The 16,175-nt window shown below is 71.2% G+C and carries 19 protein-coding genes; 13 read left to right on the top strand and 6 right to left on the bottom strand.

All coding sequences use genetic code 11. From position 1 onward, the window contains the following. The first annotated feature begins 89 nt into the window (after positions 1 to 89). The 4 genes from secE to QM641_RS05130 all read left to right on the top strand — a co-directional run bounded on the left by secE (position 90) and on the right by QM641_RS05130 (position 2,243). Positions 90 to 365 (top strand): preprotein translocase subunit SecE, encoded by a 276-nt coding sequence (gene secE, locus QM641_RS05145; RefSeq protein ID WP_415114119.1) that lies wholly within the window; start codon positions 90 to 92, stop codon positions 363 to 365. Between the two features lie 66 nt (positions 366 to 431). Continuing rightward, complete coding sequence (gene nusG, locus QM641_RS05140) at positions 432 to 1,508, top strand: transcription termination/antitermination protein NusG (RefSeq protein ID WP_415114117.1); 1,077 nt, start codon at positions 432 to 434, stop codon at positions 1,506 to 1,508. A gap of 85 nt (positions 1,509 to 1,593) precedes the next feature. After that, the gene (locus tag QM641_RS05135; protein ID WP_415114115.1) at positions 1,594 to 1,857 is read left to right on the top strand and encodes a hypothetical protein; all 264 of its coding nucleotides are present in this window, start codon (positions 1,594 to 1,596) and stop codon (positions 1,855 to 1,857) included. After that, positions 1,854 to 2,243 carry a type II toxin-antitoxin system VapC family toxin gene (locus QM641_RS05130; protein ID WP_415114113.1) on the top strand — a complete coding sequence of 130 codons (390 nt, stop codon included), beginning with the start codon at positions 1,854 to 1,856 and terminating at the stop codon, positions 2,241 to 2,243. Before QM641_RS05135 ends, QM641_RS05130 begins: the two co-directional genes overlap by 4 nt. A 40-nt stretch (positions 2,244 to 2,283) precedes the next feature. Here the strand turns inward: QM641_RS05130 and QM641_RS05125 are convergent, their stop codons facing one another. Beyond that, positions 2,284 to 3,504: a cation:proton antiporter gene (locus QM641_RS05125; protein ID WP_415114111.1), complete on the bottom strand. Its 1,221-nt coding sequence runs from the start codon at positions 3,502 to 3,504 to the stop codon at positions 2,284 to 2,286. A gap of 199 nt (positions 3,505 to 3,703) precedes the next feature. Here QM641_RS05125 and rplK point away from each other — a divergent pair, with 199 nt between their 5' ends. The 6 genes from rplK to QM641_RS05095 all read left to right on the top strand — a co-directional run bounded on the left by rplK (position 3,704) and on the right by QM641_RS05095 (position 9,232). Next, a complete protein-coding gene (gene rplK, locus QM641_RS05120) occupies positions 3,704 to 4,135 on the top strand; it encodes a 50S ribosomal protein L11 (protein WP_415114109.1) in 432 nt (143 codons plus the stop codon). A gap of 13 nt (positions 4,136 to 4,148) precedes the next feature. Next, on the top strand, positions 4,149 to 4,835 hold the full coding sequence (gene rplA, locus QM641_RS05115) for a 50S ribosomal protein L1 (protein WP_415114107.1): 687 nt from the start codon (positions 4,149 to 4,151) through the stop codon (positions 4,833 to 4,835). Between the two features lie 313 nt (positions 4,836 to 5,148). After that, a complete protein-coding gene (locus tag QM641_RS05110) occupies positions 5,149 to 5,964 on the top strand; it encodes a sugar phosphate isomerase/epimerase family protein (protein ID WP_415114105.1) in 816 nt (271 codons plus the stop codon). Continuing rightward, positions 5,961 to 7,121, top strand: a complete 1,161-nt coding sequence (locus QM641_RS05105; protein ID WP_415114103.1) for a Gfo/Idh/MocA family protein — start codon at positions 5,961 to 5,963, stop codon at positions 7,119 to 7,121. The genes QM641_RS05110 and QM641_RS05105 overlap by 4 nt, the downstream gene beginning before the upstream one ends. Beyond that, positions 7,118 to 8,200, top strand: coding sequence for a Gfo/Idh/MocA family protein (locus QM641_RS05100; protein WP_415114101.1), 1,083 nt, complete (start codon positions 7,118 to 7,120; stop codon positions 8,198 to 8,200). The genes QM641_RS05105 and QM641_RS05100 overlap by 4 nt, the downstream gene beginning before the upstream one ends. Positions 8,201 to 8,218: 18 nt before the next feature. Next, complete coding sequence (locus tag QM641_RS05095; protein ID WP_415114099.1) at positions 8,219 to 9,232, top strand: sugar phosphate isomerase/epimerase family protein; 1,014 nt, start codon at positions 8,219 to 8,221, stop codon at positions 9,230 to 9,232. A gap of 6 nt (positions 9,233 to 9,238) precedes the next feature. Here QM641_RS05095 and QM641_RS05090 read toward each other — a convergent pair whose 3' ends face one another. From QM641_RS05090 to QM641_RS05070, 5 genes are all read right to left on the bottom strand, one after another. After that, complete coding sequence (locus QM641_RS05090) at positions 9,239 to 9,514, bottom strand: acylphosphatase (RefSeq protein ID WP_415114097.1); 276 nt, start codon at positions 9,512 to 9,514, stop codon at positions 9,239 to 9,241. A 20-nt stretch (positions 9,515 to 9,534) separates the two neighbouring features. After that, entirely contained in the window at positions 9,535 to 10,152 is a 618-nt protein-coding gene (locus QM641_RS05085) for a LysE/ArgO family amino acid transporter (protein ID WP_415114095.1), read from the bottom strand. A 213-nt stretch (positions 10,153 to 10,365) separates the two neighbouring features. Further along, a complete protein-coding gene (locus tag QM641_RS05080; RefSeq protein WP_415114094.1) occupies positions 10,366 to 10,884 on the bottom strand; it encodes a MarR family winged helix-turn-helix transcriptional regulator in 519 nt (172 codons plus the stop codon). Further along, on the bottom strand, positions 10,877 to 12,544 hold the full coding sequence (locus QM641_RS05075; RefSeq protein ID WP_415114092.1) for a DHA2 family efflux MFS transporter permease subunit: 1,668 nt from the start codon (positions 12,542 to 12,544) through the stop codon (positions 10,877 to 10,879). Before QM641_RS05075 ends, QM641_RS05080 begins: the two co-directional genes overlap by 8 nt. A 191-nt stretch (positions 12,545 to 12,735) precedes the next feature. Next, entirely contained in the window at positions 12,736 to 13,404 is a 669-nt protein-coding gene (locus tag QM641_RS05070) for a YqaJ viral recombinase family protein (RefSeq protein ID WP_415114090.1), read from the bottom strand. 143 nt (positions 13,405 to 13,547) lie between these two features. On the opposite strand from QM641_RS05070, the gene QM641_RS05065 reads away from it, so the two are divergent. From QM641_RS05065 to rplJ, 3 genes are all read left to right on the top strand, one after another. Next, positions 13,548 to 14,645 (top strand): Gfo/Idh/MocA family protein, encoded by a 1,098-nt coding sequence (locus QM641_RS05065; protein ID WP_415114088.1) that lies wholly within the window; start codon positions 13,548 to 13,550, stop codon positions 14,643 to 14,645. Beyond that, entirely contained in the window at positions 14,645 to 15,385 is a 741-nt protein-coding gene (locus QM641_RS05060; protein WP_415114086.1) for a ThuA domain-containing protein, read from the top strand. Before QM641_RS05065 ends, QM641_RS05060 begins: the two co-directional genes overlap by 1 nt. Before the next feature lie 262 nt (positions 15,386 to 15,647). Continuing rightward, positions 15,648 to 16,163, top strand: coding sequence for a 50S ribosomal protein L10 (gene rplJ, locus QM641_RS05055; RefSeq protein WP_415114084.1), 516 nt, complete (start codon positions 15,648 to 15,650; stop codon positions 16,161 to 16,163). Positions 16,164 to 16,175: the final 12 nt, after the last annotated feature.

The raw sequence follows: 16,175 nt of genomic DNA, 5'->3' as shown, positions 1-16,175 counted from the left end.
GTCTCCAAAACCGCAGGTTGCAGGTTCGATTCCTGTCCGCCCTGCGCGTCAGCGGTTGCTGACACACGGAAGGTCATACAGGTGGGTTGATGGTCCAAGACGAGCCGAACGGCGAGATCGTCGCGGCGGGCGGCGCCGTCCGAGAGAAGAAGCCGAACTTCTTCCAGCGGATCGCGCTGTTCATCCGGCAGGTCTTCGCCGAGCTCCGCAAGGTCGTCACCCCGACGCGGCAGGAGCTCATGAAGTTCACGGCCGTCGTGCTCGGCTTCGTCGTCGTGATGATGGCCATCGTCTACGGCCTCGACGTGCTGTTCGTCTGGGTCACGACCGTCGTCTTCGGCGTACCCGCCGGCGCCACCCCCTGACCACCCCACGACTCCGCGCGGATGCCGTCGATCGCGGCATCCGCGCCGCAATGGAAGAGAACGCAAGTGTCTGAGAGAAACGTCGACGACGTCGACTGGGCGACCGCCGCGGAGCAGTCCAGTGAGGACGATGAGGCCCAGGAGGGCAACATCCTCGCCGAGGAGGAGCGATCGGTCGAGCCGGCCGAGCACGTCGCCCTGCATGTCGTCGACGCGGATGCCGACGACGACACCGGCGAGTCCGACCTGGACGACATCGACATCGACGACCCGGAGGCTGATGCGATCGTGAACGACGCCCTGAACATCGACCATGCGGACGAGGCCGAGGCAGCCGCCGAGGTGCTGACCGACGCGCTCGCCGAAGAGGCTGCCGAGCGCGCCGCGCACGACGCCGACGAGGTCGCGCCCTACGACGGCCCCGACGTCAACGGCGAGCCCGACGAGCCCGTGCTCGGCGGCGACTTCCTCTCCGACTTCGAGGCCGCCGCGGGCATCGTCGCCGCCGCCGAGGAGGGCGACGAGGACCCGTACGACGCGTTCCGCGCCGAGCTGCGTGCGCTCCCGGGCAAGTGGTACGTCATCCACTCCTACGCCGGTTTCGAGCGCAAGGTCAAGGCCAACATCGAGCAGCGCAAGTCGACGCTCGAGGTCGAGGAGGACATCTACCAGATCGAGGTCCCGATGGAGGACGTCGTCGAGATCAAGAACGGGCAGCGCAAGATGGTCACGCGCGTCCGGATCCCCGGCTACGTGCTCGTGCGCATGGAGCTCAACGAGGACACCTGGTCGGTCGTACGCCACACGCCGGGCGTCACCGGCTTCGTCGGCAACGCGCACAACCCGACCCCGCTGCGCTTCGAAGAGGCCTTCAACATGCTGAAGTCGCTCGTCGAGGTCAAGGAGGTCGCGCCCGCCAAGGCCGGTGCCGCGAAGGGCTCGGCGACGCAGTCGCGCGCCATCCCCGCCGAGGTCGACTTCGAGACCGGCGAGACGATCACGATCAAGGAAGGCTCGTTCGCGGGCCTTCCCGGCACGATCAGCGAGATCAAGCCCGAGAGCGGCAAGCTCACCGTGCTCGTCTCGCTGTTCGAGCGCGAGACGCCGGTCGAGCTGTCGTTCGACCAGGTCACCAAGCTCTGAGCCGACGGGCCGCAGCCCACGCGAGGCATCGGTCTACGACCCCCGCGCAGGTGATGCACGCAGAGTCCGGTGGTACACTTCGGGCATGCCCACCGCACGTCACCGCTACCAGATCACAGAGACCGACGAGGTGGCGCGCGCGCTCGACGCGGCGGAGAAGCGCTGGCCGGGCGAACCGCGCTCGCGGCTGATCGTGCGGTTGATCACCGAGAACGGTGAGGTGCTCGCCGAGGTGGACAGGGCGGAGGCGGCCCGTCGGAGCGCCGCGATCGATGCGGTGGCCGGATCCTTCCGCGGCCTCTATCCGGCCGGGTACCTCGAAGAGCTTCGCGAGGACTGGGCGGAGTGATCGTTCTCGACGCGAGCGTCATGATCGCGATCCTCGACGCCGACGACACCCACTTCGCCGCGGCGCGGGAGTTGTTCCGCGCCCATACGGCCGATCGGCTCGTCGCGCACCGCCTCACGATGGCCGAGACCCTCATCCAGGCGATCCGGGCACAGCGCGGTCATGCCGTCGCCGCGGCGCTCGCCGAGCTCGGCATCGAGCCTCACGGCGAGCTCGACGACCCCCTCGAGCTCGCCGAGCTGCGCGAGCGCACCGGGCTGAAGCTGCCGGACAGCTGTGTGCTGAAAACCGCGCTGCGCGAGCGCGCGACGCTCGCCACCTTCGACGCACGTCTGGTGGCATCGGCCCGCGCTCTCGGCGTGGCGGTCGTTCCCGAGCCCTCCTGACGGCCCGGGCGCGCACACGAACCCGGAACTCGGTGGCCCGCTACTCGTGGGCCTCGAACGGGAACGGGGCGTCGGCATCCGTCGTCGCTGCGGGCGCCTCGTCGTGCCGGCCCAGCAGGGCCAGGAGCGGGAAGAACAGCACGGTGAGCATCGCGCCGCCGACCATGGCCGCCGCGGTGCTCTCCTCGAGCAGCCCCTGATCGGCGCCGATCTGGGTGACCGCGATCACCAGCGGCAGCGTCGTGGCGGTGAACAGCGCCGCCGTGCGCCGGTCGGACAGGGTCGTGCCCGGCGCGGGGACCAGCAGGCCCGGGATGCCGCGCACGAGCAGCATCACGCCCGCGAAGACCGGCACGAGCACGAGCGTGGCCGGATCGGCCAGGAGTCTCGCGAGCGGGAACGAGATCCCGGTCGTCACGAAGAACACCGGCACGAAGAACCCGAATGCGATCGAGTCGAGCTTGGCCTCGATGACGCGCAGCTCTTCCGGGTCGCCGTCCTGCAGCACGACGCGCGCGAGCATCCCCGCGGTGAACGCGCCGAGGAGGAAGTCCACGCCGAGTGCGAGCGCGAGGCAGACCAGTGCGGCCACGAGCAGCACGACGAACCTGACCCCGAACTGCCCGCTCGTGTGCAGGGTCGCCGAGACCATGCGCCGCAGCCACTGGTGCGGGCCGCGCGAGGCGATCCAGAACGCGGATGCCGCGATCGCGACGAACAGGCACAGCACGATCACGCCGACCACCGGCTGCCGCCCGCTGAGGAGCACCGACACCGCGACGAGGGGGAGGAACTCGCCGATCGCGCCGGCGGCCCCGATCGTCGCCCCGAGCGGGGTGCGGGCGATGCCGCTGTCGCGCAGGGCCGGCATGATCGTCCCCAGCGCCGTGCCGGTCAGCGCGATCGCGATGATCGCGGCCGATGCCACGCCGTCGCCGAGCACCGCGGCCGCCGCGACGGCCAGCGCCGCGGACAGGGCCCACCCGGCGATGCTGCGGCGCCCGGTGCGCCCGCGCAGCGCGGTCGGGTCGATCTCGTTGCCGGCCATGAAGAAGAGCATCGCCAGGCCCAGCTGCGACAGCGTGGTCATGAACGCGGTCTCCGACACCCAGCCCAGCCCGTCCGGGCCGACCAGCATCCCGAGGGCGATCTCGAAGACCACGAGCGGCACCATGACGGCCCGGCGCACGAGCGTCGCCAGCAGCGGTGCGACACACGCCACGAGCGGGATGATGAGGATGCCGAGGTCGACGTCGTCCACGTGCGCTTTCCTCTCTCGGCGGCCTGGCGCCCATCGTAGGGCCGGCCGCCCCCGCGGCGCGAAGTGCGCCGCGGCCTGGGGTAGACTCGTATGGTTTGTGTGCCGCTTCGGCGTGCGCGCGGACGACACCGCCCTCCGGAGACGCCGGAGCCGCGGGAGAACGGATGCCGCGGCATCCGCTCGACGAAAGGAAACACGAATGGCACCGAAGAAGAAGGTGACCGGCCTGATCAAGCTCCAGATCAAAGCCGGCGCCGCCAACCCGGCGCCGCCGATCGGGCCCGCGCTCGGTCAGCACGGCGTCAACATCATGGAGTTCTGCAAGGCGTACAACGCGGCGACGGAGACTCAGCGCGGCAACGTCATCCCGGTGGAGATCACCGTCTACGAGGACCGCAGCTTCACGTTCATCCTGAAGACGCCGCCGGCGGCCGAGCTCATCAAGAAGGCCGCGGGTGTGGCCAAGGGCTCCAAGACCCCGCACACGACCAAGGTCGGCAAGCTCACGAAGGAGCAGGTGCGTCAGATCGCGGAGACCAAGCAGCCCGACCTGAACGCGAACGACCTCGAGGCCGCCTCGAAGATCATCGCCGGCACCGCCCGTTCCATGGGCATCACGGTCGAGGACTGAGGGGGAGAAGGCAATGGCAAAGTCCAAGGTTTACGAAGCGGCCGCGGCGAAGATCGACCGCGACCGGGTCTACACGTCCACCGAGGCCGTGGCCCTCGCGAAGGAGACGGGCTCGAAGAAGTTCGACTCCACCGTCGAGGTCGCCCTCAAGCTCTCGGTCGACCCGCGCAAGGCCGACCAGATGGTGCGCGGCACCGTCATGCTGCCGCACGGCACCGGCAAGACCGCGCGCGTGGTGGTGTTCGCGACCGGCCCGGCCGCCGAGGCCGCGATCGCGGCCGGTGCGGACGAGGTCGGCGGCGCCGAGCTGATCGCCAAGGTCGCCGGCGGCTGGACCGCGTTCGACGCGGCCGTCTCCACGCCCGAGCTGATGGGTCAGGTCGGGCGCCTCGGCAAGGTCCTCGGTCCCCGCGGCCTCATGCCGAACCCCAAGACCGGCACCGTGACCCCCAACCCGGCCAAGGCCGTGGAGGAGATCAAGGGCGGCAAGATCGAGTTCCGCGTCGACAAGCACGCCAACGTGCACTTCGTCGTCGGCAAGGCCTCGTTCACCGCCGAGCAGCTCGACGAGAACTTCAAGGCCGCGGTCGAGGAGATCGTGCGCCTGAAGCCCTCCAGTTCCAAGGGCCGCTACATCCAGAAGGGCGCGGTGTCGACGACGTTCGGCCCGGGCATCCCGCTGGACGTCGCCTCGCTCTGATCGCTCACGCGACGCGAAGGGCCCCGCCTCCGGCGGGGCCCTTCGCGTTCCGGCGCTGCTGCCTCGTGCAGCCCGCGATTCTGTCCCGCTTACAGGGCCAGGCGACACCGGGCCCGCACCGGCCGCGGTGTTGACGTCAACGACCCTGTAAGCGGGACATCTCACCTCGCACATCGACGCGGCAGCGGTGTTCGAGGAGCCGCCCCCGGGCTTGTCGGCGGGGGCGCGCGAGCGGCATCGACGCGCCCGGCGTCGGTGTAGCCTTTTCGAGGATCATCGCGGCCGCACGGCCGTGTTCGACGACGAGGTGGCAATGGCATCCCCTGAACTCTCCCTTCAGCTCTACTCGGTCAGGGAGGCGCTCGATGCCGATCTGGGCGGAACCCTCGACCGGCTCGCGGCCATCGGGCTGCGCAACGTCGAGGCCTTCGGCTTCCTCGGGCGCGCGGCCGAACTGCGCGCGGCCCTCGACTCCGCGGGCCTGCGCTCGCCGAGCGGACACGCCCCGTTCCTCTCCGATCGGCTGGGCTTCGGCGACAGCACCGTGGACGTGCCGCCGGCCGCGCAGGTCTTCGACGACGCCCTGACCGTCGGTGTGGAGCTGCTGATCGACCCGATGGTCGCTCCCGACCGCTGGTACTCGCGCGACGAGGTGGTCGCCACCGCCGACCGCCTCAACGGCCTGGTCGACCAGGCCGCCGAGCGCGGGCTGCGCATCGGATACCACAACCACTCGCACGAGTTCCACAAGAGCTTCGACGGCGTCACCGCCTACGAGACGTTCATGGGCCTGCTCGACCCGCGCGTGGTGCTGGAGGTCGACGTGTTCTGGGCCGCCACCGGCGGCCAGGACGTCGTGGCCCTCCTCGGCCGCCTCGGCGACCGCGTGCGCCTGCTGCACGCGAAGGACGGCATCATCGGCATCGACCCGTTCCTCGATCTGGAGAACTTCGCCGCCGACAAGCTCGACCAGCGCGTCGCGGGATCCGGGGAGGTCGGCCTTGAAGCGGTCCTGGCCGCGGCCCCCGCCGCCGAGTACGCGGCGATCGAGTTCGACCGGTACGACGGCGACCTGTTCCAGGCCATCGCCGACAGTGCCGCCTACCTCCGTTCGGTGGGCGTGCGATGAGCGGCGGGTCGGTCGGAGTCGGCTTCATCGGCACCGGGATGATCAGCAACACCTACCTGGAGAACCTGACGTCGTTCCCCGACGTGCGCGTGGTGCTCCTGGGGGACCTCAACACCGAACTCGCCGCCGCACGCGCGGCCCAGCACGGCGTCGCCGCCAGCGGCGGCCCCGACGACGTGCTGAGCCACCCAGACGTGGAGCTCGTGGTCAACCTCACGATCCCCGCGGCGCACGTGCCGGTCAGCTCCGCGGCGATCGCCGCCGGCAAGCACGTGTGGTCCGAGAAGCCGATCGGGGTCGACCGGGAGAGCGCTCGGGGTCTGCTGGCGCAGGCGGATGCCGCGGGCCTGCGCGTGGGCATCGCACCGGACACGGTGCTCGGCCCCGGGCTGCAGACCGCGCGCCGCGCGATCCTCCGCGGCGACATCGGGGTGCCGCTGTCGGCGCAGACCACGATGCAGTACATCGGGCCGGACATCTTCCACCCCGCCCCGGAGTTCCTCTTCGCGCGCGGCGCCGGCCCGCTGTTCGACATGGGTCCGTACTACCTGACCGCGCTCGTGCATCTGCTCGGGCCGCTCGCCCGCGTCGCCGCGGTCGCCACGAAGGGCCGCGCCACGCGCCGCATCCAGGTGGGGGATCGCGCCGGCACGGAGTTCCCGGTCGAGGTGCCCACCCTCGTGCAGGCGATCGCCCAGTTCGAGGGGGGTGCGACGAGCCAGAGCGTGCTGAGCTTCGACTCGCCGCTCGCGCGCACCGGCGTGGTCGAGATCACCGGCACCGAGGGGACCCTCGTCGTCCCCGACCCCAACACCTTCGGCGGCGAGGTGCGCATCACGCGCGCCGCGCCCCTGAAGCGGATGAGCGCGGAGCCGGAGTGGCATCCGGTGCCCTCGGTGGGCATCGAGGCCGGCCGAGGCCTCGGGGTGCTCGACATGGCCCGCGCCATCCGCGCAGGGGTGCCGCACATCGCGACCGGCGAGCTCGGCTACCACGTGCTCGACGCGCTCGTCGCGATCGAGGAGTCGGCCGCCTCCGGCCGGTTCGTCGAGGTGGGGAGCACGGTCGGCGACATCCCTCTCGTCCCCGACGACCGCGATCCCTTCGAGGCGACGCTGGATCCCGGCGCGGTGCGGCAGGCAGGAGCGGCCTCGTGAGCGGCACGGGCCCGGGCGTCGGCATCCTCGGCGGCGGGTTCATGGGCGCCGTGCACAGCCGCGCCGTGCGCGCCGCTCGCGGGCGCCTCGTCGCCGTCGCCGGATCCTCGCCGGAGTCGGGGGAGCGCGCCGCCGCGGCGCTCGGCATCGAGCGGGCGGCCCCCGACGTCGATGCGGTGATCGCGGCATCCGACGTCGACGTCGTGCACGTGTGCACCCCCAACGCGGTGCACGCCGACCAGGCGCTGCGCGCGATCGCCGCGGGCAAGCACGTGGTGTGCGAGAAGCCGCTGGCCACCACGGTCTCCGACGCGCGTGCCGTCGCCGACGCGGCCGAGGCCGCGGGCGTCGTCGGCGCGGTGCCCTTCGTCTACCGATACCACCCGATCGTGCGCCACGCGCGCGCCCTCGTGCAGCAGGGAGAGTTGGGCACGATCCTCACGATCGACGGGGCCTACCTGCAGGACTGGCTGGCGGCGGCCTCCGAGACCAACTGGCGGGCGGATGCCGCAGCCGGCGGTGCCTCGCGGGCCTTCGCTGACATCGGGTCGCACCTGTGCGACCTGCTCGAGTTCGTCACCGGTGACCGCATCCGCGCGCTGTCCGCACGCACGCGCACCGTCTACGCCGAGCGCGACGGCGCGACGGTCGCCAACGAGGACATCGCCGCCCTCGTGGTCGAGCTGGCCGGCGGCGGGCTCGGCACGCTCCTGGTCACCCAGCTCGCGCCCGGACGCAAGAACGGGCTCGTGCTCGAGGTCCACGGCACCGAGCGCAGCGTGCGCTTCGAGCAGGAGGACCCGGAGCGACTGTGGATCGGGCAGCGCGACGGCTCGCAGCTGATCCTGCGCGATCCCGGTCTGATCGGCGACCGCGGGCTCTCGATCGTGCCCTCGGGCCACCCGATGGGCTACCAGGACGCCTTCAACGCCTTCATCGCCGACGCCTACGCCGCGGCGGCGGGCGAGACTCCGGACGGACTCCCGACCTTCGCGGACGGCGTGCGGGCGGCCGAGCTGACCGCCGCGGTCCTGGAGTCGGCGCGCACCGGCGCGTGGATCGACGTCCCCGCCATCTGAACCCCCGAAGGAGCTGCCATGACCACCGCATCGCACCCCGTGACGCTGTTCACCGGCCAGTGGGCCGACCTGCCGTTCGAGGAGGTGGCCAGGCTCGCGGCCGAGTGGGGCTACGACGGCCTCGAGATCGCGGCATCCGGAGACCACCTGGACCTCAAGCGCGCCGACGAGGACGACGCCTATGTCGCGTCCCGGCTCGAGATCCTCGATCGGCACGGGTTGAAGGTCTTCGCGATCTCGAACCATCTCGCCGGCCAGGCGGTGTGCGACGCGCCGATCGACTTCCGTCACCAGGCGATCGTGCGCCCCTACGTGTGGGGGGACGGAGACCCCGAGGGTGTGCGCCAGCGCGCCGCCGAGGACATGAAGCGCGCCGCGCGCGTGGCCCGCAAGCTCGGCGTCGACACGGTCGTCGGCTTCACGGGGTCTGCGATCTGGCCGTACGTGGCGATGTTCCCGCCCGTGCCCGCGTCGGTGATCGAGGCCGGCTACGAGGACTTCGCGAACCGGTGGAACCCGATCCTCGACGTCTTCGACGCGGAGGGCGTGCGGTTCGCGCACGAGGTGCACCCGAACGAGATCGCGTACGACTACTGGACGAGCGTGCGCGCCCTGGAGGCGATCGACCATCGCGAGGCCTTCGGGTTCAACTGGGACCCGTCGCACATGATGTGGCAGAACATCGACCCGGTGGGCTTCATCTGGGACTTCCAGGACCGGATCTACCACGTCGACTGCAAGGACACGCGCATGCGCCCCCGCAACGGCCGCGCCGGCGTGCTCGGCTCGCACCTGGCGTGGGGCGATCCGCGTCGCGGCTGGGACTTCGTCTCGACCGGTCACGGCGACGTGCCGTGGGAGGACTCGTTCCGTGCGCTGGACGCGATCGGCTACACCGGCCCGATCTCGATCGAGTGGGAGGATGCCGGCATGGACCGCCTGCACGGCGCCGCCCAGGCGGTGCAGTACGTGCGGTCGCTGCTGTGGCCCAAGCCCACGGCATCGTTCGACGCCGCCTTCTCGAACCAGTAGTCGGGATCAGGCGTCGCGCCGCACCTCGAACCCGCTGCCTCCGGTGGGGGAGAGCTCGGTGACCCGGGCCTCGCGCACGCGGCCCCAGCGCGGGCCGCGGGCCGTCCAGGCCAGCACCCGGTCGACCTGGTCGTCGGTGCCCTCGATCTCGGCCTCGACGCTGCCGTCGTAGCGGTTGCGGACCCAGCCCGAGACACCGGCATCCGTCGCCACGTGCTGCATCGTGTACCGGTATCCCACGCCCTGAACCTCGCCGGTGACCACCACGTGCACGCGCCTCATGCGCCCATCCTCGCAGGCTCTCAGCGCGGCAGGACCAGCGAGATGGCGATGGCGAGCATGACCACGGCGATGAGCCCGTCCAGGATCCGCCAGGCGCGCGGCGTCGCGAGCCAGCGGCCGAGTCCGCGTGCGCCGACGGCGAGGGCGAAGAACCAGGCGACCGATGCCACAGCCGCCCCCGCCGCGAACCACCAGCGTCCGTCGCCGTGGGTGGCCGCGACCGAGCCGAGCAGGAACACCGTGTCGAGGTAGACGTGCGGGTTGAGCCAGGTCAGCGCGAGGCACGTGAGCACGACCGGACCGAGGCGCGTGCGGGCCGCAGGCGCGGGGTCGTCGGCGCGCAGCGCCGCGCCGGACGGCCGCAACGCTCGCCGCGCGGCGAGGGCGGCGTAGCCGGCGAGGAAGAGCGCCCCGGCCCAGCGCACCGCGTCGATCAGCCACGGGAGGGCCTGCAGGAGCGCGCCGAGGCCGGAGACGCCGACGACGATGAGCACGGCGTCGGACAGCGCGCACACGGCCGCGACCACGAGGGCGTGGTCGCGGCGGATGCCCTGGCGCAGCACGAACAGGTTCTGCGCGCCGATCGCGACGATGAGCGAGAGGCCGAGGCCGAACCCGGCGAGGAGGGAGGCGATCACCCGGGCAGCCGGTTCGAGATGATCGCAAGACCCATGCGCCCACCGTACTGCCGCGGCCGCCGGGAGTACGAGGGCGCGGCACGAGCGCCGGAGGTTCCGCTTACAGGGCGAAGTGGCCGGTTCAGCCTCCGAGGCGACCGTATGGTGCATCTGGCCCTGTAAGCGGGACGCAACCCGGCCCGGCCTCGGGTCCGGTGCCGGGCGAGCGTGCCGCTAGAGGCCGCCGCTGAGGGCGCGCAGCAGCCGGGAGAGGTCGCGGATGTCTTCGACCGGCCAGGTCGACAGCCTGTCCGCCATCGCGCGGCGGCGTGCGCCGCGCGCCGCCTCCAGTCTGGCGCTGCCGTGCGCCGTGGGGGACAGCAGCTGGGCGCGCCGGTCGTCCGGAGCGGGTGTTCGAGACACCAGGCCGAGGCCCTCCAGCTCCGTCACCGCACGACTGAGCTGTCCCTTGTCGATGCCCAGCTCGTCCGCCAGCGCCGACAGCGTGCACCCCGATCGCCGTGCGATCGTCGTGAAGACCTTGTACGCGCCCGGCTGCAGTCCGGGGCTGATGGCCCCGGCCGCTTCGGCCATCAGCCGGCGCGCGCGTGCGAACAGGGCGCCGAACTCGGCCTCCAGCTCCTGCACGGCCTCATCCCGCCCGGCGTCGCGGGTTCCGCTGCCGCCCACCGCCTCCTCCGGTCCGGTCGTCTCGCGCACGGATTCGGGCGTCGCGTCGCGCACGTCAGTCATCTCGGCCCCGCTCGGTCTCGGCATCCGCTCGGACGGTCGAGATCGATCCCGTGGCCGCGTCCATGCCGGCCGGCACCGACACCGTCGCAAGATCCGCCTCGCCCGCCGTGACGCGCTCGCGCGTGGTCATGCGGGTCAACGGGATGTTGGGGAGGAAGAGGATCGCCACGAGGCACAGCAGGGCGAACGGCACCGCGATGAGGAACGAGTGCGAGATGCCCTGCGCGTACACGTCCTCCACGACCACGCGGACCGCGTGCGGAAGCGTCGAGACAGCCGGGAGCGTGCCCGACTGCAGTTGGGTCGCGACCTCCGCGCCTTCGGCTCCGAGGGAAGCGATCGCGCTCATGAGCGACTCCCTGCTCTGCTCGAACAGGTCGCCCACGCGCGTGGCGAGCGCGGCGCCCATGACCGCCACCCCGACGGTGCCGCCGAGGCTGCGGAAGAAGGTGACCCCGGAGCTGGCCACGCCGATCTCGCTCGGGTCGGCGGTGTTCTGCACGATCAGCACGAGGTTCTGCATCGTCATGCCGACTCCGGCGCCCATCAGGAACATGTACACCGAGACGAGCACGAAGTCGGTGTCGTAGTGCAGCGTCGTCAGCAGCCCGAGGCCCGCCGTCAGCAGGACGGAGCCGATCACGAGATAGATCTTCCAGTGGCCGTACCGGCTGATCAACTGCCCGACCACCATCGAGGAGACCAGCAGCCCGCCGATCATCGGGATCGTCATCAGACCCGCCTCGGTGGGTGTGGCTCCGCGGGCCATCTGCATGTACTGGCTGAGGAAGACGGATGCCCCGAACATGGCGATCCCGGTCGCGATCGACGCCAGCACCGACAGCGTGAACGTACGGTTGCGGAACAGGTGCAGCGGCACCAGCGGCTCGCTGCTGCGCAGCTCGGCGATCACGAACAGCAGCGCGGCCAGCAGCGCGCCACCGGTCATGAGCACCGTCTGCAGGCTCCACCACTCGAAGTCGCGGCCGGCGCTGGTGACCCAGATCAGCAGCAGCGAGACGGCCGTCGACAGCAGCACCGCGCCGAGCACGTCGATGCGCACCTTGCGCGGCTCGCGAGTGAGGCGGAGCGTGGCCTGCAGCACGACGAGCGCCGCGATCGCGAACGGGATGGCGACGTAGAAGTTCCACCGCCAGCCGAACGCGTCGGTGATGACGCCGCCCAGGAGCGGCCCACCGATCGTGGCCAGCGCCATGACGGCGCCGAACAGCCCCATGTAGCGGCCGCGCTCGCGGGGACTGATGATGTCGGCCATGATGATCTGGCTGAGGGCGGCGAGCCCTCCGGCGCCGAGACCCTGCACGGCGCGCGCGGCGATGAGGAACGCGGCGTCGTGGGCGAGACCGGCGGCGGCCGTGGCGAGCACGAAGATGATCAGGGCGACCTGGATGAGCGCCTTGCGGTCGAGCAGGTCGGCGAGCTTTCCCCAGATCGGGGTGGAGATCGCGGTTGTGAGCAGCGTCGCCGTGACCACCCAGGTGAACGCGGTCTGATCGCCGCCGAGGTCGTGCACGATGACCGGCAGGGCGGTCGAGACGACTGTCGCAGACAGCATTGAGACGAACATGCCCAGGAGCAGCCCGGAGAGGGCTTCGAGCACGCGCCGACGGGAGGCCGTGGGCGCTTCGGAATCGGACATGGGGGCCCTTCGAGACGGGTGCGGATGCCGCGGCGCCGTCGGCGCGGATGGTTGAACTGAGTCAACTATACGCCGATGATTGACTTCTATCAACTATCACCCCGACCCCTGTCGCGAGACCTCCCGTTTGCACCGTTTTGGGCCGAAAAGCGGTGCAAACGGGAGGTCTCGCGGTGGTGAGGGCGGGGAGATCAGTCGGCGAGGGCGAGCGCGCGGAACGGCTCGCGCGGCGTGAACGGCTCGCGCGGCGCCCGGGGTGCGGCATCCGCCTGTCGCTGCCGCACCGTGCGCAGGTAGAGCTCGTCGATGAGGGCGGTGGCAAGACCCACGAGCTTCGCGATCTCGGCCTCGTCGCGATCGACCCACGCACAGCGCGGCTCGTCGCCGACCGGGACGAAGCCGACGTGCTCCTCCCAGACCACGAGCGTGCGCTCCGCGCCGAGCACGTGCTGCTGCCACCACACCTGCCGCAGGTACGAGCGCGGGATCGAGCGCCAGGTCTTGTTCGTGGTCTTGATCTCCGCGAGCGTGATGCGGCCCGCGGGGTCGACGGCGACGCCGTCGGGGGTGGCGAGGTGCCGGCGCTCGACGACCGCGTGGAACAGCGCCGACGACGGCTGGATGCCGTGGGTCGCGGCCACCCACGCGGCGATCTCCGGCTCGCGTCGGCGTCCGTGCGCGGTGTAGGCGTTGCCGGAGAAGCCCGAGCCGAGGAGCTTCGCGTCGGCGGCACGCGGGATCGCGCCCAGCGAGGTCAGCGTGGCGACGTCCGTCGCGGTGATGCCCCGGGAGCGCGCACGGACCCACGCCACGCGATCGCGCGAGTCCGCGACGATGCGCGAGGCCAGCTCCGGGGTCACGCGTTCGAGCGTACGCCGGGGCGCCGACCCGCCATCGCCGCGACACCCGGTCCGGGCGCGCGGCCCTGCGCGAAGGCGCCCTCCGGCGGGGATAGGATCGTCGGGGCCAGGCCGAGGCGCGAACCAGAAGGAGCGGCATCCCGATGACCGGAACGACCACCGACCCGCAGCTGAAGGTCGGGGTCATCGGTCTCGGGTGGGCGGGGCAGCAGCACCTCGCGGCGTACGCGGACCTCCCTGGCGTCGAGGTCGTCGCCCTTGCGGCGCAGGAGCGCGACCTGCTGGACTCCCTCGGTGCACAGTACGGCGTGACGCGGCTCTTCGAGTCGTGGACCGACCTGCTGCAGCTGCCGGGCCTGGACGCCGTCAGCGTCGCGGTGCCGACCTTCCTGCACGCCCCGATCGCGATCGCCGCGCTCGAGCGGGGTGTGCACGTGCTCAGCGAGAAGCCGATCGCGCGCGACGGGGACGAGGGGCAGCGGATGGTCGACGCGGCACGCCGGGCCGGACGCGTCCTGGAGGTCGCGTTCAACCACCGGCTGCGCGGCGACGTGCAGGCCCTCGCCGAGGTCGTCTCCGGCGGCGAGATCGGCCGTCCCTACCACGCCCGTGCGTCGTGGCTGCGCCGCCGCGGCATCCCGCTCCTGGGCAGCTGGTTCACCGATCGCGAGCGCGCCGGCGGAGGGCCGCTCATCGACATCGGCGTGCACGTGCTCGACTTCTCGCTGCATCTGCTCGGCGAGCCGCGCGTGGTGTCGGTGAGCGCCGTGACCGCTTCGGAGCTCGGTCCGCGGGGCATCGGCGGCATGGCTCGCGAGACGGCCGACCGCACGCGCTCGGCGTCGTTCGACGTGGAGGACTTCGCGACCGCCTTCCTGCGTCTGGAGGGCGGGGGGAGCCTCGTCATCGAGACCTCGTGGGCGGTCTACCGCGACCCGCAGGACGTCATGGACTTCCGCGTCTTCGCCACCGACGGCGGTGCGGAGCTGGTGATCCGGGCCGGCTCCGGCGAGGTCTCCGGCGACCTCACGATCCACATCGACGAGGCGGGCGAGATCGCCGACCGTCGGATCGAGCCGGTCTCCGGGCGCGCTCACGACGGCGTCGTGAGTGACTTCGTCTCCCACGTGCGCGACCCGCGCACGTGGTCGGCTCACGACGGCTCGCTCGCGCTCGGTCGCGCGCGGATCATCGACGCCTGCTACCGGTCTGCGACAGAAGGAAGAGAGGTGACGCTCTGATGGCGTTGCGCATCACGGTATGGAACGAGTACGTCCACGAGCAGCGGGGCGAGCCATCTTCGATCGCCCGCGACTATCCCGAGGGCATCCACGGGGCGATCGCAGCGGGTCTGCGCGCACACCTGGGCGACGAGGTCGAGGTGCGCACCGCCACGCTCGACCAGCCCGAGCACGGGCTGACCCGCGAGGTGCTGGATGCCACCGACGTGCTGCTGTGGTGGGGCCACATCGCGCACGAGCAGGTCGATGACGCCATCGTCGACCGGGTGCAGGAGCGGGTGTTCGGCGGCATGGGCCTGATCGTGCTGCACTCCGGGCACTTCTCCAAAATCTTCAAGCGCCTCATGGGCACGACGTGCTCGCTGAAGTGGCGCAACGAGGCGGAGCGCGAGCTGGTCTGGACGGTCGCCCCGCGGCATGAGATCGTCGACGGCATCCCGAACCCGATCGTCATCCCGGCGCAGGAGATGTACGGCGAGTACTTCGACATCCCCGAGCCCGACGAGCTGGTGTTCATCTCGTCGTTCACCGGCGGCGAGGTGTTCCGCTCCGGCGTGACCTATACGCGTGGCGAGGGACGGATCTTCTACTTCAGCCCCGGGGACCAGGAGTACCCGGTGTACCACCAGGACGAGATCCAGCGCGTGCTCGCCAACGGCGTGCGCTGGGCCGCGCCCCGGCCCGGCCGCAGCCTGCCCGAGGTGTCGAACGTGCAGCGGGACTGGTTCCTGCAGGGCTGATCCGGGCACCCGGGCGCGGATTTGGCGCACTCCGGCGGGTGCCGTAGGGTGGGAGCAACCGAAGACCGCCGGTCGTCGGCGCGCGCGAAAGCGGGCGTCGATCGAAGCACTGCTCAGCAGGGGCCCGCGCAGGTGACACAGATAGAACTCCTGGATCCAGGACTCGAGCTCCGTGCGCGTGCGCCGGAGCTTTTTCTTTGCGGTGAGGTCTGAGGCCGGCGCCCCACCACCGTGGAGCGCCTCGTAGACACAAGGAGTGGCCATGGCGCACAAGGAAGCGACGGTCGCCGAGCTCACGAAGAACTTCGAGAGCTCGAACGCCGTCCTGCTGACCGAGTACCGCGGTCTGACGGTCGCGCAGCTCAGGGAGCTTCGCGGCAGCATCCGTCAGGACGCGGAATACGCCGTGGTGAAGAACACGCTGACCAAGATCGCCGCGAACAACGCGGGGATCTCGGCGCTGGACGACGGACTGAAGGGTCCGTCCGCCATCGCCTTCGTGCACGGCGACCCGGTCGCCGTCGCGAAGGGCCTGCGTGCCTTCGCCAAGGCTCACCCTCTTCTCGTGATCAAGGGCGGCTACTTCGACGGTGCCCCCCTGACCGCGGACGAGGTGAACAAGCTCGCCGATCTCGAGAGCCGTGAGGTGCTGCTGGCGAAGGTCGCCGGTGCCCTCAAGGCCTCGCTGACGAAGGCGGCGTACGTCTTCAACGCACCGCTGTCGAAGGCCGTCCGCACGGTCGACGCGCTGCGCGAGAAGCAGGAGTCCGCGGCCTGATCGGCCCGGCTG

The organism is Microbacterium sp. (assembly GCF_047605725.1).
GTDB lineage: Bacteria > Actinomycetota > Actinomycetes > Actinomycetales > Microbacteriaceae > Microbacterium.
The sequence above is the reverse complement of the archived record's forward strand: the minus strand, read 5'-3'. Positions and strand labels throughout refer to the sequence as shown.